The organism is Serratia sp. 22278 (genome assembly GCF_052045405.1).
In the GTDB taxonomy this organism is placed as follows: domain Bacteria; phylum Pseudomonadota; class Gammaproteobacteria; order Enterobacterales; family Enterobacteriaceae; genus Serratia; species Serratia marcescens.
This window is the reverse complement of record NZ_JBQEOW010000010.1, coordinates 18,900-37,119: the sequence shown is the minus strand read 5'-3', so window position 1 is coordinate 37,119 and position 18,220 is coordinate 18,900. Positions and strand designations below refer to the sequence as shown.

General features: G+C 59.3%; 18 protein-coding genes and 1 CRISPR repeat array (1 of these 19 running past the window's edge). Of the genes, 15 read left to right on the top strand and 3 right to left on the bottom strand.

All coding sequences use genetic code 11. The features are described from left to right. Positions 1 to 5: 5 nt before the first annotated feature. The 9 genes from rbfA to yedF all read left to right on the top strand — a co-directional run bounded on the left by rbfA (position 6) and on the right by yedF (position 8,847). Positions 6 to 416: a 30S ribosome-binding factor RbfA gene (rbfA, locus tag ACTJJ6_RS17650; protein ID WP_004933508.1), complete on the top strand. Its 411-nt coding sequence runs from the start codon at positions 6 to 8 to the stop codon at positions 414 to 416. Continuing rightward, positions 416 to 1,360: a tRNA pseudouridine(55) synthase TruB gene (gene truB, locus ACTJJ6_RS17645; RefSeq protein ID WP_039567792.1), complete on the top strand. Its 945-nt coding sequence runs from the start codon at positions 416 to 418 to the stop codon at positions 1,358 to 1,360. The genes rbfA and truB overlap by 1 nt, the downstream gene beginning before the upstream one ends. Positions 1,361 to 1,484: 124 nt before the next feature. Continuing rightward, a complete protein-coding gene (gene rpsO / locus ACTJJ6_RS17640) occupies positions 1,485 to 1,754 on the top strand; it encodes a 30S ribosomal protein S15 (RefSeq protein WP_004933502.1) in 270 nt (89 codons plus the stop codon). Between the two features lie 256 nt (positions 1,755 to 2,010). Next, entirely contained in the window at positions 2,011 to 4,128 is a 2,118-nt protein-coding gene (gene pnp / locus ACTJJ6_RS17635) for a polyribonucleotide nucleotidyltransferase (protein ID WP_016929321.1), read from the top strand. A gap of 128 nt (positions 4,129 to 4,256) precedes the next feature. Continuing rightward, positions 4,257 to 5,141 carry a lipoprotein NlpI gene (nlpI, locus tag ACTJJ6_RS17630; RefSeq protein WP_004933495.1) on the top strand — a complete coding sequence of 295 codons (885 nt, stop codon included), beginning with the start codon at positions 4,257 to 4,259 and terminating at the stop codon, positions 5,139 to 5,141. Between the two features lie 116 nt (positions 5,142 to 5,257). Next, a complete protein-coding gene (gene yrbN / locus ACTJJ6_RS17625; protein ID WP_099032700.1) occupies positions 5,258 to 5,338 on the top strand; it encodes a protein YrbN in 81 nt (26 codons plus the stop codon). Further along, positions 5,328 to 7,250, top strand: coding sequence for a DEAD/DEAH family ATP-dependent RNA helicase (locus ACTJJ6_RS17620; RefSeq protein ID WP_004933492.1), 1,923 nt, complete (start codon positions 5,328 to 5,330; stop codon positions 7,248 to 7,250). The genes yrbN and ACTJJ6_RS17620 overlap by 11 nt, the downstream gene beginning before the upstream one ends. A 146-nt stretch (positions 7,251 to 7,396) precedes the next feature. Further along, positions 7,397 to 8,611: a selenium metabolism membrane protein YedE/FdhT gene (gene yedE / locus ACTJJ6_RS17615; RefSeq protein WP_097102908.1), complete on the top strand. Its 1,215-nt coding sequence runs from the start codon at positions 7,397 to 7,399 to the stop codon at positions 8,609 to 8,611. Then, the gene (gene yedF, locus ACTJJ6_RS17610; protein WP_004933486.1) at positions 8,608 to 8,847 is read left to right on the top strand and encodes a sulfurtransferase-like selenium metabolism protein YedF; all 240 of its coding nucleotides are present in this window, start codon (positions 8,608 to 8,610) and stop codon (positions 8,845 to 8,847) included. Before yedE ends, yedF begins: the two co-directional genes overlap by 4 nt. A 37-nt stretch (positions 8,848 to 8,884) precedes the next feature. Here the strand turns inward: yedF and ACTJJ6_RS17605 are convergent, their stop codons facing one another. After that, the gene (locus ACTJJ6_RS17605; protein ID WP_033633542.1) at positions 8,885 to 9,898 is read right to left on the bottom strand and encodes a luciferase-like monooxygenase; all 1,014 of its coding nucleotides are present in this window, start codon (positions 9,896 to 9,898) and stop codon (positions 8,885 to 8,887) included. Positions 9,899 to 10,130: 232 nt separating this feature from the next. On the opposite strand from ACTJJ6_RS17605, the gene ACTJJ6_RS17600 reads away from it, so the two are divergent. The 4 genes from ACTJJ6_RS17600 to ACTJJ6_RS17585 all read left to right on the top strand — a co-directional run bounded on the left by ACTJJ6_RS17600 (position 10,131) and on the right by ACTJJ6_RS17585 (position 13,903). Further along, positions 10,131 to 11,102 carry an HlyD family secretion protein gene (locus ACTJJ6_RS17600; RefSeq protein WP_016929318.1) on the top strand — a complete coding sequence of 324 codons (972 nt, stop codon included), beginning with the start codon at positions 10,131 to 10,133 and terminating at the stop codon, positions 11,100 to 11,102. Beyond that, positions 11,084 to 12,238, top strand: a complete 1,155-nt coding sequence (locus tag ACTJJ6_RS17595; RefSeq protein ID WP_082997130.1) for an ABC transporter permease — start codon at positions 11,084 to 11,086, stop codon at positions 12,236 to 12,238. The genes ACTJJ6_RS17600 and ACTJJ6_RS17595 overlap by 19 nt, the downstream gene beginning before the upstream one ends. After that, positions 12,235 to 13,374, top strand: a complete 1,140-nt coding sequence (locus ACTJJ6_RS17590; RefSeq protein WP_440802900.1) for an ABC transporter permease — start codon at positions 12,235 to 12,237, stop codon at positions 13,372 to 13,374. Before ACTJJ6_RS17595 ends, ACTJJ6_RS17590 begins: the two co-directional genes overlap by 4 nt. 109 nt (positions 13,375 to 13,483) lie before the next feature. After that, positions 13,484 to 13,903: a hypothetical protein gene (locus ACTJJ6_RS17585; protein WP_134954209.1), complete on the top strand. Its 420-nt coding sequence runs from the start codon at positions 13,484 to 13,486 to the stop codon at positions 13,901 to 13,903. A 307-nt stretch (positions 13,904 to 14,210) separates the two neighbouring features. Here ACTJJ6_RS17585 and ACTJJ6_RS17580 read toward each other — a convergent pair whose 3' ends face one another. Together ACTJJ6_RS17580 and ubiU are read right to left on the bottom strand one after the other, a co-directional pair. After that, a complete protein-coding gene (locus tag ACTJJ6_RS17580; RefSeq protein ID WP_033638898.1) occupies positions 14,211 to 15,089 on the bottom strand; it encodes a U32 family peptidase in 879 nt (292 codons plus the stop codon). Positions 15,090 to 15,100: 11 nt separating this feature from the next. Continuing rightward, the gene (gene ubiU, locus ACTJJ6_RS17575) at positions 15,101 to 16,096 is read right to left on the bottom strand and encodes a ubiquinone anaerobic biosynthesis protein UbiU (protein WP_440802897.1); all 996 of its coding nucleotides are present in this window, start codon (positions 16,094 to 16,096) and stop codon (positions 15,101 to 15,103) included. Positions 16,097 to 16,354: 258 nt separating this feature from the next. On the opposite strand from ubiU, the gene ubiT reads away from it, so the two are divergent. Continuing rightward, positions 16,355 to 16,876 carry a ubiquinone anaerobic biosynthesis accessory factor UbiT gene (ubiT, locus tag ACTJJ6_RS17570; protein WP_028127577.1) on the top strand — a complete coding sequence of 174 codons (522 nt, stop codon included), beginning with the start codon at positions 16,355 to 16,357 and terminating at the stop codon, positions 16,874 to 16,876. Then, positions 16,870 to 17,373, top strand: a complete 504-nt coding sequence (locus ACTJJ6_RS17565; RefSeq protein WP_016929312.1) for a GNAT family N-acetyltransferase — start codon at positions 16,870 to 16,872, stop codon at positions 17,371 to 17,373. Before ubiT ends, ACTJJ6_RS17565 begins: the two co-directional genes overlap by 7 nt. A gap of 333 nt (positions 17,374 to 17,706) precedes the next feature. Beyond that, positions 17,707 to 18,220: direct repeats of the CRISPR family, unit length 28 nt; unit sequence GTGCACTGCCGTACAGGCAGCTTAGAAA (it continues 415 nt past the right edge of the window).

Below are 18,220 nucleotides of genomic sequence, written 5' to 3'. Positions count from 1 at the left end.
CCAAAATGGCAAAAGAATTCAGCCGCGGTCAACGCGTGGCGCAAGAGATGCAGAAAGAGATTGCGATCATTCTGCAGCGTGAAGTGAAAGATCCGCGCGTCGGCATGGCGACCGTTTCCGGCGTGGAAGTCTCCCGTGACCTGGCGTATGCCAAGGTTTACGTCACCTTCCTGAACGTGCTGACCGAGAACCACGATCCGGATCTGGTCACCAACGGCATCAAAGCGTTGCAGGACGCTTCCGGCTATATCCGCACCCTGCTGGGCAAAGCGATGCGCCTGCGCGTGGTGCCGGAGCTGACCTTCGCCTACGACAACTCCCTGGTGGAAGGCATGCGCATGTCCAACCTGGTGACCAACGTGGTGAAGAACGACGCCGAGCGCCGTTCCGCCTCAGGCGATGACAAGGAGGATTAATGAGTCGCCCTCGTCGCCGCGGCCGTGATATCCACGGCGTGCTGTTGCTGGACAAGCCGCAAGGGTTGTCGTCCAACGATGCGCTGCAAAAAGTAAAACGCCTGTACAACGCCAACCGAGCGGGCCATACCGGCGCGCTCGATCCGTTGGCGACCGGCATGCTGCCTATCTGCCTGGGCGAAGCGACCAAGTTTTCGCAATACCTGCTCGATTCCGACAAGCGCTATCGGGTGATCGCCAAGCTGGGGCAGCGTACCGATACTTCCGACGCCGACGGTCAGATCGTGCAGGAACGCCCGGTGAACTTCACCCAGGCGCAGCTCGACGCGGCGCTGGACACCTTCCGCGGCGACATCCAGCAGGTGCCGTCGATGTATTCGGCGCTGAAATACCAGGGCAAGAAACTCTACGAGTATGCGCGCCAGGGGATTGAAGTGCCGCGAGAAGCGCGCAGCATCACGGTGTACGAGCTGCAGTTTATCCGCTGGGAAGGGGATGAGCTGGAGCTGGAGATCCACTGCTCGAAAGGCACCTACATCCGCACCATCACCGACGATCTCGGCGAGTTGCTGGGCTGCGGCGCGCACGTGATCTATCTGCGCCGCCTGCAGGTGGCGACTTATCCGATCGCGCGCATGGTGACGCTGGAACAGCTGAATGCTTTGCTGGCGCAGGCGCAGGAACAAGCGATCGCGCCCGGCGAGCTGCTCGATCCGCTGCTGATGCCGATGGACAGCCCGGTTGAGAACTATCCGGAAGTGAATTTGCTGCCGGTGGTGGCGGGTTACGTCAAGCAGGGGCAACCGGTGCAAGTGGCCGGCGCGCCGGCTTCCGGTCTGGTGCGCATCACCGAGGGTGAAGAGCGAAAATTCATCGGCGTTGGCGACATCGCCGAGGATGGTCGCGTGGCGCCGCGCCGCCTGGTGGTCGAGCATTTCGACTGACGGCGGGGCACTGCGTCGCCTTGCGATCGCACTGCGCTAAGAGTAGAATGGCGCAGCTTATGCATTGGGTTGCTGAATTAGAGATCGGCGCCTGTTTTTATTATCTATAATCTGGAGTATTACAATGTCTCTAAGTGTTGAAGCTAAAGCTCAAATCGTAGCTGATTTCGGTCGTGGTACTAACGACAGCGGTTCTACCGAAGTTCAGGTTGCCCTGCTGACTGCGCAGATCAACCATCTGCAAGGCCACTTCTCCGAGCACAAAAAAGATCACCACAGCCGTCGTGGTCTGCTGCGTATGGTTTCTCAGCGTCGTAAGCTGCTGGACTACCTGAAGCGTAAAGATGTAGCACGTTACACCAGCCTGATCGAGCGTCTGGGTCTGCGTCGCTAATCTAGCAAGTTTCAGTGGAAAGGGGCCTATTTTGGCCCCTTTCTTCTAGGAAGCATAAGCAAATCAGGTTAATGTATTACTGATGTTTCCAAACAGGTTCTTCCGTTACAGAGGTTCGCGCGGCTAATGAGAGGCTTTATCTCCCGCCTGAGATAAGGATTGTCATTAGTCGCGAGGATGTAGTGAGAAGGCAAATCGAGTCACAGGCGTGTCGAGTCGTCAATGCGATTGCGCGCCGTTAATCAAGGATATAATTTTGCTGACACCGATCATTCGCAAATTCCAGTATGGCCAGCATACCGTCACCATCGAAACCGGTATGATGGCGCGTCAGGCCACCGCCGCCGTTATGGTGAGCATGGATGACACCGCCGTATTCGTTACCGTCGTTGGCCAGAAAAAAGCCAAGCCGGGCCAGAGCTTCTTCCCGCTGACCGTTAACTACCAAGAGCGTACCTACGCCGCCGGCCGCATCCCGGGCAGCTTCTTCCGTCGCGAAGGCCGTCCGAGCGAAGGTGAGACGCTGACTTCCCGTCTGATCGACCGTCCGATCCGTCCACTGTTCCCGGACAGCTTCCTGAACGAAGTTCAGGTGATTGCGACCGTGGTTTCCGTTAACCCACAGGTGAACCCGGACATCGTTGCGATGATCGGTGCTTCCGCGGCCCTGAGCCTGTCCGGTATTCCGTTCAACGGCCCAATCGGTGCCGCGCGCGTAGGTTACATCAACGACCAGTACGTACTGAACCCAACGACTGACGAACTGAAAGAAAGCCGTCTGGATCTGGTGGTTGCCGGTACTGCAGGCGCGGTGCTGATGGTTGAATCCGAAGCGGACGTGCTGAGCGAAGACCAGATGCTGGGCGCCGTGGTGTTCGGCCATGACCAGCAGCAAGTGGTTATCGAAAACATCAACGCGCTGGTTGCCGAAGCGGGCAAACCGAAGTGGGATTGGCAGGCGCCTGCGGTCAACGAAGCGCTGCACGCGCGCGTGGCTGAACTGGCCGAAGCTCGCCTGGGCGACGCTTACCATATCACCGAAAAACAAGAGCGTTACGCTCAGGTTGACGCGATCAAAGACAGCGTTGTTGAAACCCTGCTGGCGCAGGACGAGACGCTGGACGCCGGCGAAATTCAGGACATCCTGGGCACCGTCGAGAAAAACGTGGTGCGCAGCCGCGTACTGCGTGGCGAGCCGCGTATCGACGGCCGTGAAAAAGACATGATCCGTGGCCTGGACGTGCGCACCGGCGTACTGCCGCGCACCCACGGTTCCGCGCTGTTCACCCGTGGCGAAACTCAGGCGCTGGTTACCGCGACCCTGGGCACCGCGCGCGACGCACAGAACCTGGACGAGCTGATGGGCGAGAAGACCGACAGCTTCCTGTTCCACTACAACTTCCCTCCGTACTCCGTAGGCGAAACCGGCATGGTCGGTTCTCCTAAGCGTCGTGAAATCGGTCACGGTCGCCTGGCGAAACGCGGCGTATTGGCTATGATGCCTAAACCGGAAGATTTCCCGTACACGGTTCGCGTGGTGTCTGAAATCACCGAATCCAACGGTTCTTCTTCCATGGCTTCCGTGTGCGGCGCGTCTCTGGCGCTGATGGACGCCGGTGTGCCAATCAAGGCTGCCGTTGCGGGCATCGCGATGGGCCTGGTGAAAGAAGCCGACAACTATGTGGTTCTGTCCGACATTCTGGGTGACGAAGATCACCTGGGCGACATGGACTTCAAAGTGGCCGGTAGCCGCGACGGTATCACCGCGCTGCAGATGGACATCAAAATCGAAGGCATCACCCGCGAAATCATGCAGGTGGCTCTGAACCAGGCCAAGGGCGCGCGTCTGCACATCCTGGGCGTGATGGAACAGGCTATCAGCACTCCGCGCGGCGATATCTCCGAATTCGCACCGCGCATTCATACTATCCGCATCAACCCGGATAAAATCAAAGACGTGATCGGTAAGGGCGGTTCCGTTATCCGCGCGCTGACCGAAGAGACTGGCACTACCATCGAAATCGAAGATGATGGTACAGTTAAAATCGCTGCGACCGACGGTGAGAAAGCGAAATTCGCTATCCGTCGCATCGAAGAGATCACGGCAGAGATCGAAGTGGGCCGTATCTATCAGGGTAAAGTGACCCGTATCGTTGATTTCGGTGCATTCGTCGCTATCGGCGGTGGTAAAGAAGGCCTGGTGCACATTTCTCAGATCGCCGACAAGCGCGTTGAGAAAGTGACCGACTATCTGCAGATGGGTCAGGAAGTGCCGGTTAAGGTACTGGAAGTTGACCGTCAGGGCCGTGTGCGTCTGAGCATCAAAGAAGCGATGGCGCCGGAAGCGGGTTCACCTGCGCCTGAAGCAGAATAACTGTATAGATAGTTTTACAGCTCCCCGCCACGGGGTTGGGAGCTGTTCGTATCGCGCGGGTAGGATGCCCGCGTTTTAGCAAACGGAGGACAGGACGTTCATCCAATGTTTGTCTTCGGGAGTGGGAAATGAAGCCTTTCTTGCGCTGGTGTTACGTTGCGACAGCACTCATGCTGGCAGGATGCAGCAACCATGATTGGCGTAAAGACGAAGTTTTGGCAATCCCGTTGCAGCCAACGTTGCAGCAGGAAGTGATCCTGGCGCGCATGGAACAAATTCTTGCCAGCCGGGCACTGACGGATGACGAACGCGCACAGCTTTTATATGAGCGCGGTGTGCTGTATGATAGCCTCGGGTTACGTGCATTAGCGCGCAATGATTTCTCGCAGGCGCTGGCGATACGTCCCGACATGCCGGAAGTTTTCAACTACCTGGGCATTTACCTAACGCAGGCAGGCAATTTTGATGCTGCCTATGAAGCGTTTGATTCTGTACTAGAGCTTGATCCAACTTACAATTACGCGCGTTTAAACCGGGGCATCGCACTGTATTATGGCGGCCGCTTCCCGTTGGCGCAGGATGATCTGCAGGCGTTTTATCAAGACGACCCAAACGATCCCTTCCGTTCGTTATGGCTGTATCTGGTGGAGAGAGAAATCGATCCCAAGAAGGCCGAGGTAGCGCTTCAGCAGCGCTATGACAAAGCGGACAGAGGGCAATGGGGATGGAATATTGTCGAATTCTACCTGGGCAAGATCAGCGAAAAAACGCTGATGGAACGCCTCAAGGCAGATGCAACGGATAACACTTCGCTCGCTGAGCATCTCAGTGAAACTGACTTCTATTTGGGTAAACACTACCTGAGTCTGGGGGACAAGGACACCGCTTCGGCGCTGTTCAAACTGACGGTGTCTAACAACGTTCACAACTTCGTTGAGCACCGCTATGCATTGTTGGAATTGGCGCTTTTGGGCCAAGAGCAAGACGACCTATCGGAATCGGACCAGCAATAGCTGACGAACACCTATCAGCCTGATGGACATTGGTTTTTAACCAAAGTTATCGCCTTCACGGGCGAGGGCTTTTTTGTTCGTTTTATAATCTAATTTGAGCCGGTTCACACTTTTCAATGAAAATGACTGAAAATTTTCTCGACGAGTTATGTAGACTGGCTGCCATTATTAATGAGGCACGTGTACATGACGACTGAGTTTGAAACCTCTTTTGCTGATCTGGGGCTGTCTGCTCCAATCATTTCCGCCCTGAACGATCTGGGCTATGAAAAACCATCTCCGATCCAGGCTGAGTGTATTCCTCACCTGTTGAACGGCCGCGACGTGCTGGGCATGGCGCAGACCGGTAGTGGTAAAACTGCAGCGTTCTCGCTGCCGCTGCTGCACAACCTGCAGGCAGACCTGAAAGCACCTCAGATCCTGGTGCTGGCGCCGACCCGTGAACTGGCGGTTCAGGTTGCCGAAGCGATGACCGATTTCTCCAAACACATGAACGGCGTCAACGTGGTAGCCCTGTACGGCGGCCAGCGTTACGACGTGCAGCTGCGCGCTCTGCGCCAGGGCCCGCAAATCGTTGTGGGTACCCCAGGCCGCCTGCTGGACCACCTGAAGCGCGGCACCCTGAACCTCTCCAACCTGAGCGGTCTGGTGCTGGATGAAGCCGACGAAATGCTGCGCATGGGCTTTATCGAAGACGTAGAAACCATCATGGCTGAGATCCCGGCTGAACATCAGACCGCGCTGTTCTCCGCCACCATGCCGGAAGCGATCCGTCGCATTACCCGCCGCTTCATGAAAGAGCCGCAGGAAGTGCGCATCCAATCCAGCGTGACCACCCGTCCGGACATTAGCCAGAGCTACTGGTCGGTCTACGGCATGCGTAAAAACGAAGCGCTGGTGCGTTTCCTGGAAGCCGAAGACTTTGACGCGGCGATCATCTTCGTCCGTACCAAGAACGCGACCCTGGAAGTGGCCGAAGCGCTGGAGCGCAGCGGTTACAGCAGCGCCGCGCTGAACGGCGACATGAACCAGGCGCTGCGTGAGCAGACTCTGGAGCGTCTGAAAGACGGTCGTCTGGATATCCTGATCGCGACCGACGTTGCGGCCCGTGGCCTGGACGTTGAGCGCATCAGCCTGGTTGTCAACTACGACATCCCGATGGACTCCGAGTCTTACGTTCACCGTATCGGCCGTACCGGTCGTGCGGGCCGCGCCGGCCGCGCGCTGCTGTTCGTGGAAAACCGCGAACGCCGCCTGCTGCGCAATATCGAACGCACCATGAAGCTGACCATCCCTGAAGTGGAACTGCCGAACGCAGAACTGCTGGGCGAGCGTCGTCTGGCCAAGTTCGCCGCGAAAGTTCAGCAGCAGCTGGAAAGCAGCGATCTGGACCTGTACCGCGCACTGCTGACCAAACTGCAGCCGGAAGAAGAGCTGGATATGGAAACCCTGGCCGCAGCGCTGCTGAAAATGGCTCAGGGCGAACGTCCGCTGATCCTGCCGCCGGATCCGGTCTTCAAACCGCGTCAGCGCCGCGAGTTCAACGACCGTGACGATCGTCGCGGTGACCGTGGCGATCGCCGCGACAGCCGTGACGGCGATCGTCCGCGTCGCGAACGTCGTGACGTTGGCGAAATGCAGCTGTACCGCATCGAAGTGGGCCGTGACGATGGCGTAGAAGTCCGTCATATCGTTGGCGCTATCGCTAACGAAGGCGACATCAGCAGCCGTTACATCGGCAACATCAAGCTGTTCGCTTCCCACTCCACCATCGAGCTGCCAAAAGGCATGCCGGGCGAGATCCTGAATCACTTCACTCGCACTCGCATCCTGAACAAGCCGATGAACATGCAGCTGCTGGGCGATGCACAGCCGTTCGAACGTCGCGAGCGTCGTGACGGCGGCAACGGCGGCGAGCGTCGCGGCAACGGTCGTCCGTTCAACGGCGAACGTCGTGAAGGCGGCCCGCGTCGCTCCTTCGGCGAACGTCGTGAAGGCGGTAACGGCGGCGAGCGTCGTGGCGGCAACTACAACCGCGACGGCAAGCCGGCGCCACGCCGTGATGATGGCGCACCGGCGGCACCACGTCGTCGTTTCGGCGACGCGTAATTGCTGATTCGCCGTTCGCGGTGAAGCGCTCTGAAAAACCAGCCTGCGGGCTGGTTTTTTTATGCCTGAAAGTTGCCGTCAAACGCCCCTGAATGGCGTATCATTCATAAGGTTTTTTCTTACGGATGATATGCACGGGAGATGCCATGAGTTGGCAGCAGTTTAAATCTCAATACCTGGTGCGCTTTTGGGCGCCGCTGCCGGCGGTGATCGCCGCCGGGATCCTTTCTACCTACTACTTCGGCATGACCGGCACCTTCTGGGCGGTGACCGGCGAATTCACTCGCTGGGGCGGCCATGTGCTGCAGTGGTTCGGCCTGCACCCCGAGCAGTGGGGCTATTTCAAGGTCATCGGCCTGCAGGGCACGCCGCTGGAGCGCATCGACGGGCGCATGATCATCGGCATGTTCGCCGGCTGCATCGCCGCCGCGCTGTGGGCCAACAACATCAAACTGCGTCAGCCGCAGCACCGCATTCGCATCGTGCAGGCGCTGCTGGGCGGCATCATCGCCGGCTTCGGCGCACGCCTGGCGATGGGCTGCAACCTGGCGGCATTCTTCACCGGCATTCCGCAGTTCTCGTTGCACGCCTGGTTCTTCGCGCTGGCGACTGCCGCCGGCTCCTACTTCGGCGCCAAATTCACGCTGCTGCCGATGTTCCGCATTCCGGTCAAATTGCAAAAGGTAAAGGCCGCCGCGCCGCTGACGCAGAAGCCTGAGCAGGCGCGCCGCCGCTTCCAGCTGGGCATGGCCGTCTTCGGCCTGGCGGTGGCATGGTCGCTGTGGACGCTGTTCGATGCGCCGAAGCTTGGCATCGCCATGCTGTTCGGCATCGGCTTTGGCCTGCTGATCGAACGCGCGCAGATCTGCTTCACCTCGGCGTTCCGCGATCTGTGGATCACCGGCCGCACCCACATGGCGAAAGCCATCATCATCGGCATGGCGGTGAGCGCCATCGGCATCTTCAGCTATGTGCAGCTCGGCGTGGCGCCGAAGATCATGTGGGCCGGCCCGAATGCGGTGCTGGGCGGTTTGCTGTTCGGCTTCGGCATCGTGCTGGCCGGCGGCTGCGAGACCGGTTGGATGTACCGTGCGGTGGAAGGGCAGGTGCACTACTGGTGGGTGGGGCTGGGCAACATCATCGGCGCTACGCTGCTGGCCTATTACTGGGACGACCTGGCGCCGGCGCTGGCGACCGATTACGACAAGATCAACCTGCTCGATACCTTCGGCCCGATCGGCGGCCTGCTGGTGACTTACCTGCTGCTGGCGCTGGCCTTCGCCGCCATGCTGTGGTGGGAGAAACGCTTTTTCCGCGCCCGGCCTGAGGCGCAGGTGGTGAATTTGAGGAGCATGCCATGAAAGAGACGACGATAGTGCCGGACTACCGGCTGGACATGCTGGGCGAGCCTTGCCCGTACCCGGCGGTGGCGACGCTGGAGGCGATGCCGCAGCTGAAGCCGGGAGAGATCCTGGAGGTGATCAGCGATTGCCCGCAGTCGATCAACAACATCCCGCTTGATGCGCGCAACCACGGCTACAAGGTGCTGGATATCCAGCAGGACGGGCCGACCATCCGCTATCTGATCCAGCGTTAACGCCAAGGCGGTGGGGTTCCCACCGCCTTTTCGCTTTTTAGCCCTTCACGATATCGCCCTTCACGCCGGCGACGATCTCGAACGAACGCAGCCGCGCCTGATGATCGAAAATCTGGCCGTTGACCATGATCTCGTCGGCATCGGTTTCACGCAGCAGCGTTTGCAGCCCGTGGCGCACCGTTTTTTCATCGCCGACGATCGACATCCGCAGCGCCTGCTCGACGCCGTACTGCTCGCCGGCGGTCCACAGCGCGTGAATGTTATCCACCGGCGGCGGCAGCGGGCCGGGCGAACCGCGGCGCAGATTGATGAATTGCTGCTGCATCGAGCTGAACAGGAAGCGCGCGTCGCGGTCGCTGTCGGCGGCGATCACGTTGACGCACACCATGGCGTGCGGCTGCGCCAGCTGTTTGGAGGGTTTGAAGTTCTCGCGGTACAGCTGCAGCGCCTGGAACAGCATATCCGGAGCGAAGTGCGAAGCGAAGGCGAATGGCAGGCCGAGCTGCGCCGCCAGCTGGGCGCTGTAGAGGCTGGAGCCGAGCAGCCAGAGCGGCACATGCAGCCCCTGGCCCGGCACCGCCTGCACCGGCTGGCCGGGCTGCGCGTCGCAGAAGTAGTTTTGCAGTTCCTGCACGTCGCGCGGGAAGGTATCCACGTCGCCGGACAGGTGGCGACGCAGCGCCATCATGGTGCGTTGATCGGTGCCGGGCGCGCGGCCCAGCCCCAGATCGATGCGGCCGGGGTAGAGCGACTCCAGCGTGCCGAACTGCTCGGCGATCACCAGCGGCGCATGGTTCGGCAGCATCACGCCGCCGGAGCCGAGGCGAATGCTCTGGGTGCCGGCGGCCAGATAGCCCAGCAGCACCGAGGTGGCGGCGCTGCCGATGCCGGTCATATTGTGGTGCTCGGCCAGCCAGTAACGCTGGTAGCCCCAGCGTTCGGCGTGCTGCGCCAGATCCAGCGAACAGTGGAAAGCGTCGCGCGCCTTGGCCCCTTGCGGGATTGGCGATAAATCCAGTACCGAAAGCGGTACGGCAGTGTGTTCAGTCATGACATCGTCCATCAGAGAGTGGATCGCTTAAAGGGCGATTGCAGGAGTCTGCATACTAAAAGGCCGAAAAAAAGATGCTTTTTAGTGTTAAAAGCATAATCCAATTTATAGTTATAAAAGAGGAGATATGTGCTTGTGATATCCTCATGAGTGCAATGGTGTTTTTTGGAGCAATTTGAGACATGGAAATGATGATCCCCGCCCGCCGCTTACCGTTCCGGGAGCTGACATAATGAAAAAAAAGACGCTGTTTACCCTGTTGCTGATGTTGGCGGCGATCGCATTGGCGATCCTGTTCCGCGCGCACAATCAGGATCTGTTACTGCAGGGTGAAGTGGATGCCCCCGAAGTGATCGTCGCATCCAAGGCGAAAGGCCGAGTCGTTGAACGCCTGATCGAACGCGGCGACGACGTGAAAAGCGGCCAACTGATCATCCAACTCGACAGCCCCGAACTGATGGCGCAGCTGCGTTCCGCGCAGGCGACGCGCGACGAGGCCAAAGCGCAGCTCGAGCTGTCGCTGCACGGCACCCGTGAAGAGAGCATCCGCAACCTGCGCGCCAACCTGGCGCAGGCCGAGGCGCAGTATCGCAATGCGCAAAACGACTATAACCGTAACCTGAGCGTGGCCGGCAAGGGCTATATCTCGAAGTCCGAGCTGGACGCTTCGCGCCGGTCGCGCGACACCGCCTTCCAGCAGGTGCAGGCCGCCAAGGCCAACCTGGATGAAGGCATCAACGGCGACCGCGTCGAGCAGCGGCAGCAATATGCGGCGGCGCTGCGGGCGGCGGAAGAGAACCTGCTGCAGGTCCAGGCGCAGAGCGACGATCTGCAGGTGAAAGCGCCGGTGGACGGCGAAGTGGGGCCGATCCCGGCCGAAGTGGGCGAATTGCTGAACGCCGGCAGCCCGCTGGTGACGTTGATCCGGGTGCCGGACGCCTACTTCGTGTTTAACCTGCGTGAAGACATCCTGGCCCACGTGCGCAAAGGCGACAAGGTCAAGCTGCGGGTGCCGGCGCTGAAGGACAAAATGATCGACACCGAGGTGCGCTACATCGCGCCGCTGGGGGATTACGCCACCAAACGCGCCACCCGCGCCACCGGCGACTTCGACCTGAAAACCTTCGAAGTGCGCCTGTATCCGTCACAGCCGGTGGACGGCCTGCGTCCGGGGATGAGCACCTTATGGCAATGGAAAGAGTAAGGGCCGGCTGGCGCTGCTTCAGTCACGCGTTCGACAAAGAGTGTCGCGTCGCCTTTCGCAGCCCGGTGGTGCACTGGCTGAGCTGGATCTTTCCGCTGATCTTGTTTGCGCTGATCAGCAGTAACTTCTCCGAAGGCACGCTGCTCGATCTGCCGGTCTCGGTGGTGGACAGCGATCACAGCCCGCTGTCCAAATCGCTGACGCGCCGGCTGGACGCCGGTTCGCACGCCCACGTCGAGGCTTACGGCGGCGGGCTGCCGGAGTCACTGAGCCGCCTGCGCAGCGCGCAGGATTACGCGTTGCTGTATATCCCGCCGGATCTTGAGGCCAACGCGCTGTCGGGCAAACAGCCGAGCGTGGTGATGTACTACAATGCGTTGTTCTACGGCGCCGGGCTGTACTCCACTCAGGACTTCGGCGGCCTGATGAACGAAATCAACGCCAGCACCCGCAGCATCATCGCCACCGAGATGGGCAAAACGCTGCCGCCGTTGGCGGACGTGACGCTCTCCTACGGCAGCCTGTTCAACGCCAGCGGCAGCTATATCTATTACCAGCAGTTCGCCGCCACCATCCATCTGCTGCAGCTGTTCGCGGTGACCTGCATGATCTACGTGCTGGCGCGCAGCAAGTCGCTGCTGCAGGCCAAGCCGTTCAGCCTGGCGCTGCTCGGCAAGCTGGCGCCGTACACGCTGTGTTTCACCACCCTGCTGATGGTCGAGATCGCGGCGCTGGTGGGCATCTTTGACGCCCGCGTCAGCGGCAACCCGCTGTTTATGCTGATGATCGGCCTGTTCTATGTGATGGCGGCGCAGAGCATCGGCCTGCTGCTGTACACCTTTACCGGCAGCACCATCACCGCCTACAGCCTGATCGGTATTTTGGTCAGTATCGCGATGACCTTCTCCGGCATGGCGGTGCCTGAGCTGTCGATGCCGCTGCCGGCGCGCATCATTTCCAACATCGAACCGCTGACCCACGCGCTGTACGCGATGTTTGACGTGTTCCTGCGGCAGGTGCACGCCAGTGCCATCTTCAGCGTGTGCGCGCTGCTGGCGGTCTATCCGCTGGTGGCCGCGCTGCTGGTGCGCAATCGCTTGCCGGCGCGGCTGGCAAAAGAGGGGAGCGCCGGATGAAGCTTTATTGGCAAACCTTTGTTAAGGTGCTGCTCGGCATGCTGGAGCGGCCGGTGTGGCTGATGCTGATCCTGTCGCTGTGCATCATGAGCCTGGTGTACGCCAACCGCACGGTGTGGGATCTGCCGGTGGGCGTGATCGATCAGGATCACAGCACCGCCAGCCGGCAGCTGATCCGCCAACTGGACGCAACCTCCAAGATCGCGATTGAAACCTACGACAGCCTGGAACAGGCGCAGCGCGATCTCAGCTGGCGCAAGCTGTTTGCGGTGATCATCATGCCGGTGGATCTGGAGAAGAAGATCCTCAGCGGGCAAAACATCGTGGTGCCGGTCTACGGCGACGCCACCAACCGCCTGGCTAACGGCCAGATCCAACAAGACGTGGTGGCGGCCTATCAGCAGCTGCTGACGGAGTACAACAACGGGCTGCTGCTGCGCAGCGGCTTCAGCGAACGGCAGGCGCAGATACTGCTGACGCCGATACTGGGACAAACGCTGGACGTGTTCAACCCCGGCATCAGCTTTGCGGCGATCATCTTCCCCGGCCTGCTGGTGATGCTGTTGCAGCACTCGTTGCTGATCGCCTGTATCCGCGTCAATATCGCCATGAAGAGCATGCCCGGCGGCAAAGCGCCGCTGGCGGCGCACCTCGGCGGGCTGACGGCGCTGCTGCCGATCTGGCTGTTCCTGTCGATCGTGCTGTTCGTGCTGTGGCCGTGGGTATTGGGCTATAGGCAGACGGCGAACATCGCCGAACTGCTGCTGCTGACCTTCCCGTTCCTGCTGGCGGTATTGGGGCTGGGCAAGCTGGTGACCGAGTGCCTGCGCAGCGTCGAGATGATCTACCTCACGCTGGCGTTCATCACGACGCCGGTCTTCTACCTGTCCGGCACCATCTGGCCGCTGCAGTCGATGCCGGCCTGGGTGCGCGCCATCTCGTACAGCATTCCCTCCACCTGGGGCACCAAGGCGATCGCCGGCGTCAACCAGATGGGGCTGTCGCTGAATGAAGTGTGGGGCGATGTGGTGATGATGTTGATACTCGGCGTGGTCTACACCCTGCTGGGCTTCGGCGTGGCCTTCTTGCGCAACAGCGTGGCGCTGCGCGGGATGTTCAGGAGGCGGCGGGCGTAGGGGATAAATAAAGGCGCCATTTTCGGCGCCTTTATTATTTCGTATTATTGATATGTCTAAGGTGATTTATTTGGCTGGGCATCTACTCTTATTTTTAATTTGATTTGTTATGTTGATTTTGGTAGTTGTAATTGTCGACCTGCTTAGGGAATTAATGGTTGGCGTTAACTTTATCTATAACGTGTTATTTAAAGGATGGAATAATATGTCAACAATAAGAGCGCTTGATTTTGATGAGATGAAATTGATTGGCGGTTGTGGCGATGGAAATAACGGCGGCGATCGTGACAGGCCAGGCAGAGGTGCGTCAAACTCTTGTGCCAATCAGGTTGGAATGGGCATTATCATTGGCGCATTTACCGGTTTTTCCGGCGGCCCGCCAGGGATGATAGGTATGGCCGTTGCCGGTGGCTTAATGGGGGCGGTCTCTTGCGCAGATAACAGCCCTGCCGGGAATAATAAGAATAACGGTGGTGCCTTGGGTGGGAATAAAAACGCCAATAGCGTTAATGGGCAATGTCGCTGGTGATGAGTAAATCGCTTTTAGAGTGTCAAAAATAGAGGGTGGGTTATGGTTAACAGACGTCTTTTAAACCCGCTATGTAATATGATTGCGCTAACGTTGAGTATGTTACTTGTCTCGTTCTCCTCACTGAGTATTATTTCATACGGAGAACATTTGGTAGATGCGGCCATCGCGGTTTTCACTTATTTTGGTATCAGAAGCTGCTGCCTGATGTGTGTAAGTTTATTCCATTGGTTCCACGGTGGAGATGAGCGCATTAATCTTGATAAATAAACAGTGCCGGCAGCGCCCGCTGCCGGCACTGTCCTCGTTAAGACACCAACTCCAACCCCGCCACGCGGCGCCAGTAGCCGTTGCAGTCGGCGTGGTCGGTCAAAGTCAGCGGCTGCTCGCCATACTCGTTGGCGCGGAAGGCGTCGATTTGCGCCAGTGTCTCGGCGCCCTGCGGCGATAGCCGCACGATGTCCACCAGCCCCTGCATGCTCGGCAGCTCGTTGCCGAGGTTGTAGCAGTAGCCGCTCATGGTCTGGATGCCATTGAGCACGAACACCTGCTGTTGCTCCTGTGAGCGCATCATGCGACCCTGCGGATACTTGATGCAGCAGGTTTCGCACTCGTCCTTGCCGCGGTTTTCCGAGCGGGCGGTGAAGCAGCGCGCCGAATAGGCCAGCGGCAGGTGGCCGTAGCTCAGCACCTCCACTTCGAAGTCGTGGCGGAAGCCCAGTTCGTCGCACTGCGTCAGCAGGTTGGCCAGCCAGTCGCGCGACAGCTCGACCGGCATGCACCAGCGCATCATGCCCTGGCGGCGCAGCAGGCGTAGGGTATAGGCGTTGTAGCAGTTCAGCGCATGGCCGGCGACGAACGGCAGACCGCGCTCCGCCGCCATGTTGACCGCGCCCAGATCGTTGGCTTCAAACAGGAACTCGCCGTTCTCCACATAGCGTTTCAGCTCATTCAGTTCGGACGGCGCCTGCAGCAGCGCCAGCGTGGAGATCACCACCTGCTTGCCGCTGCGGGCGATTTCACGCGCCAGCGCCAGCCAATCGCCGACCTTCATCTCGCGCCGCTTGGTGCAGACGCTCTCGCCAAGGTAAATGATGTCGGCGCTGCTCTCCGCCGCCTGCTGATAGAACGCCGCGATGTCGTTTTTCGGCCAGTAGTAGAGTACCGGCCCCAGTGCGTATTTCATGTTTCCTCCGGCTACTGCCATTTGCGGTGATAGGCGCCCAGCGTGGTCTGGGTGCCCTCGGACATCGCGCCCAGCGTCTCCATCCAGGCGGCGTCGGCGCGGTAGGCGGCGGGATTGGCCTGACAACGGTCGATCGCCTGGCGCCAGACGCGCGCCACCTGGCTGACGTAAGCCGGGCTGCGCTGGCGGCCTTCGATCTTCACCGAGGCGATGTTGGCGGCCAGCAGCTCCGGCAGCAGCTCCAGCGTATTGAGGCTGGTGGGCTCTTCCAGCGCGTGGTAGCGCACGTCGTCCACCAGATAGCGGCCCTTGCACAGCGTCGGGTAACCGGCGTTTTCATGGTCCTGGTAGCGGTCGATCAGCACGTCGTTCAGGCGCGACTCCATACCCTGCGGGGTTTGCTGCCAGCGCACGAAGCGCGCCGGCGAGCAGGCGCCGACGGTGTTCGGCGACTCGCCGGTCAGGTAGGAGGAGAGGTAGCAGCGCCCCTCGGCCATGATGCACAGGCTGCCGAAGGCGAACACTTCCAGCGGCACCGGGCTGGTGCGCGCCAGCTGTTTCACCTGATGCATCGACAGCACGCGCGGCAGCACCACCCGGCCCACCTCGAAGTTGCGCTGGTAGAAACGGATCGCTTCCTCGTTGGTGGCGGAAGCTTGCACCGAAACGTGGCGTTCCAACTGCGGGTAGCGTTGGGCGGCATATTCCAGCATCGCCAGATCCGCCAGAATCAGGGCGTCGGCGCCCAGTTGGGCCGCCATATCCACCGCGCGCTGCCAGCGGACGTAGCCGTCGGGATGGGCGAAGGTATTGATGGCGATATGCAGTTTGCGGCCGTGGCGATGCACGTAATCGACCGCTTCCTGCAGCTTTTTCTCGGTGAAGTTGAGGCCGGCGAAGTGGCGCGCGTTGGTATCGTCTTTCAGACCGATGTAAACGGCATCGGCGCCGTTATCCACCGCGGCCTTCAGGGCCGGCAGGTTGCCGGCGGGACAAAGCAGCTCCATAGATTTATCCTGGCTTAGCCGTACGCCCGGCCGGGCGCACGCTGTCTTTAAAGGTTGCCGGCGGCGGTGTTCCGCCGGCAAACGCGAATCGGGGAGGCCATTTTAGGCAAAGGGGCGCACACAGGTTTTGATTTGGGGCAGCTTATGGCGTATTGATAAACATGGCGGTGAAATGCACTATTTGTTGATATAGACCGCTGAAGCCGCGCGCCAGTGTGGCAAAATAGCGGTAGTCCGTATTGAAAGGAGTGGATGACCGTGTTGGAACAACTACGAGCACGCCTTGTGCGCCAGGGGCCGTCGCTGCTGCGCATCCCGCTGAAATTCACGCCGTTCGCCCTGCAGCGCCAGTTGCTGCAACAGGTGCTGAGCTGGCAGTTCCGCCAGGCGTTGGCGGATGGCGAGCTGGAATTTCTCGAATCGCGCTGGTTGAAGATCGAAGTTCGCGATCTGGCGCTACACTGGTTTATGACGGTAGAAAACGACAAACTGGTGGTCAGCCAGCACGCCGAAGCGGACGTCAGCTTCAGCGGCGACGCCAACGATCTGATCCTGATCGCGGCGCGCAAGCAAGATCCGGATACGCTGTTCTTTCAGCGTCGGCTGCAGATTGAAGGGGATACCGAATTGGGCCTGTATGTGAAAAATTTGATGGACGCCATCGAGCTGGAAAGCATGCCTGCGCCGCTGCGCATGGGGCTGCTGCAGTTGGCTGATTTTGTCGAAGCAGGGCTGCAGGAGGGCACGGCGTCGGTTTCCCGTGTGGCGGTATCATGCTGATCCGCGTAGAGATCCCGGTAGACGCGGCGGGCATTGACGCCTTGCTGCGCCGCGCCTTTGGCCGCGACGACGAAGCCGATCTGGTGCAGCAGCTGCGTGAAGACGGCCTGCTGACGCTGGGCGTGGTCGCCACTGACGACGAAGGCGGGGTAGTGGGTTACGCCGCGTTCAGCCCGGTAGACGTGGCCGGCGAAGACCGCCAATGGGTGGCGCTGGCGCCGCTGGCGGTTGATGAAAGCCTGCGCCGCCAGGGGCTGGCTGAAAAGCTGGTGTACGAAGGCTTGGATTCGCTGAACGAATTCAGCTACGCCGCGGTGGTGGTGCTGGGCGATCCGGCCTACTACGGCCGCTTCGGCTTTAAACCGGCCGCCGCCTATGGCCTGCACTGCCGCTGGCCGGAGACGGAAAGCGCATTCCAGGTGTATCCGCTGGCGGAAGACGCCCTGAATGGCGTCAGTGGCGAAGTGGCTTTTTCGGCGCCGTTTAATCGCTTCTAGCGCCCGGCAACAAATACTCCAACGACAGCGGCGGGTGATTCACCAGCCGCTCTTTTTGTATTTTGCTCAGCTGTTTTAGCTGGCAATTTATGTCTTCTGTGGTGTCCATGTGTCTCAGTGAGGCGAATAGTAATACCAAACAGGAAACCTATAATTCCCCCCTAAAATGTAGAAATGTCACCTTATTCCATTCATGGTTGCCGAACCCTTTTTTGAATGCTTTCCATAATTCATTGATTATAAATAATATTCATAGGCATTTTTAAAAAAGGTTTTTTAAAAGACATACCGATTTTCTTCCAACAATCAGATGATTAGCGCTAAGATTCAACGGTGCACTGCCGTACAGGCAGCTTAGAAAGGTAGTATTCGATATCCAGTTCCATCAGTAACGTGCACTGCCGTACAGGCAGCTTAGAAACTCAGCTGTGCAGCTTAATCAGTGGAAAAACTGTGCACTGCCGTACAGGCAGCTTAGAAAAGAGCGCCAATTCCTCCCAGGCGTTATCCAGCGTGCACTGCCGTACAGGCAGCTTAGAAAAGAACCAGTCACTCTTTTGAACCAGTCATTGAGTGCACTGCCGTACAGGCAGCTTAGAAAAAACAGGATGAAGCAATCCGCGATGCAATCCTGTGCACTGCCATACAGGCAGCTTAGAAAAGATGGGGCGGCCAGAGCCGCGACCCAGAAACGTGCACTGCCGTACAGGCAGCTTAGAAATGATCGAGCTGTCACCGGTCGGCGACCCTACCGTGCACTGCCGTACAGGCAGCTTAGAAATTCAAAACCCAGCTACCAGGCACCAGCCGCTGGTGCACTGCCGTACAGGCAGCTTAGAAAGTCGGC

What these genes read in the sequence shown, in the direction of transcription:
- truB (WP_039567792.1), top strand. Translation starts at nt 416, where the DNA reads ATGAGTCGCCCTCGTCGCCGCGGCCGTGATATCCACGGCGTGCTGTTG.
- ACTJJ6_RS17565 (WP_016929312.1), top strand. Translation starts at nt 16,870, where the DNA reads ATGCTGATCCGCGTAGAGATCCCGGTAGACGCGGCGGGCATTGACGCC.
- ubiU (WP_440802897.1), bottom strand. Translation starts at nt 16,096, where the DNA reads ATGGAGCTGCTTTGTCCCGCCGGCAACCTGCCGGCCCTGAAGGCCGCG.
- yedE (WP_097102908.1), top strand. Translation starts at nt 7,397, where the DNA reads ATGAGTTGGCAGCAGTTTAAATCTCAATACCTGGTGCGCTTTTGGGCG.
- yedF (WP_004933486.1), top strand. Translation starts at nt 8,608, where the DNA reads ATGAAAGAGACGACGATAGTGCCGGACTACCGGCTGGACATGCTGGGC.
- ACTJJ6_RS17580 (WP_033638898.1), bottom strand. Translation starts at nt 15,089, where the DNA reads ATGAAATACGCACTGGGGCCGGTACTCTACTACTGGCCGAAAAACGAC.
- rpsO (WP_004933502.1), top strand. Translation starts at nt 1,485, where the DNA reads ATGTCTCTAAGTGTTGAAGCTAAAGCTCAAATCGTAGCTGATTTCGGT.
- ACTJJ6_RS17620 (WP_004933492.1), top strand. Translation starts at nt 5,328, where the DNA reads ATGACGACTGAGTTTGAAACCTCTTTTGCTGATCTGGGGCTGTCTGCT.
- rbfA (WP_004933508.1), top strand. Translation starts at nt 6, where the DNA reads ATGGCAAAAGAATTCAGCCGCGGTCAACGCGTGGCGCAAGAGATGCAG.
- ACTJJ6_RS17590 (WP_440802900.1), top strand. Translation starts at nt 12,235, where the DNA reads ATGAAGCTTTATTGGCAAACCTTTGTTAAGGTGCTGCTCGGCATGCTG.
- ACTJJ6_RS17595 (WP_082997130.1), top strand. Translation starts at nt 11,084, where the DNA reads ATGGCAATGGAAAGAGTAAGGGCCGGCTGGCGCTGCTTCAGTCACGCG.
- yrbN (WP_099032700.1), top strand. Translation starts at nt 5,258, where the DNA reads ATGAAAATGACTGAAAATTTTCTCGACGAGTTATGTAGACTGGCTGCC.
- ACTJJ6_RS17585 (WP_134954209.1), top strand. Translation starts at nt 13,484, where the DNA reads ATGTTGATTTTGGTAGTTGTAATTGTCGACCTGCTTAGGGAATTAATG.
- ACTJJ6_RS17605 (WP_033633542.1), bottom strand. Translation starts at nt 9,898, where the DNA reads ATGACTGAACACACTGCCGTACCGCTTTCGGTACTGGATTTATCGCCA.
- nlpI (WP_004933495.1), top strand. Translation starts at nt 4,257, where the DNA reads ATGAAGCCTTTCTTGCGCTGGTGTTACGTTGCGACAGCACTCATGCTG.
- ACTJJ6_RS17600 (WP_016929318.1), top strand. Translation starts at nt 10,131, where the DNA reads ATGAAAAAAAAGACGCTGTTTACCCTGTTGCTGATGTTGGCGGCGATC.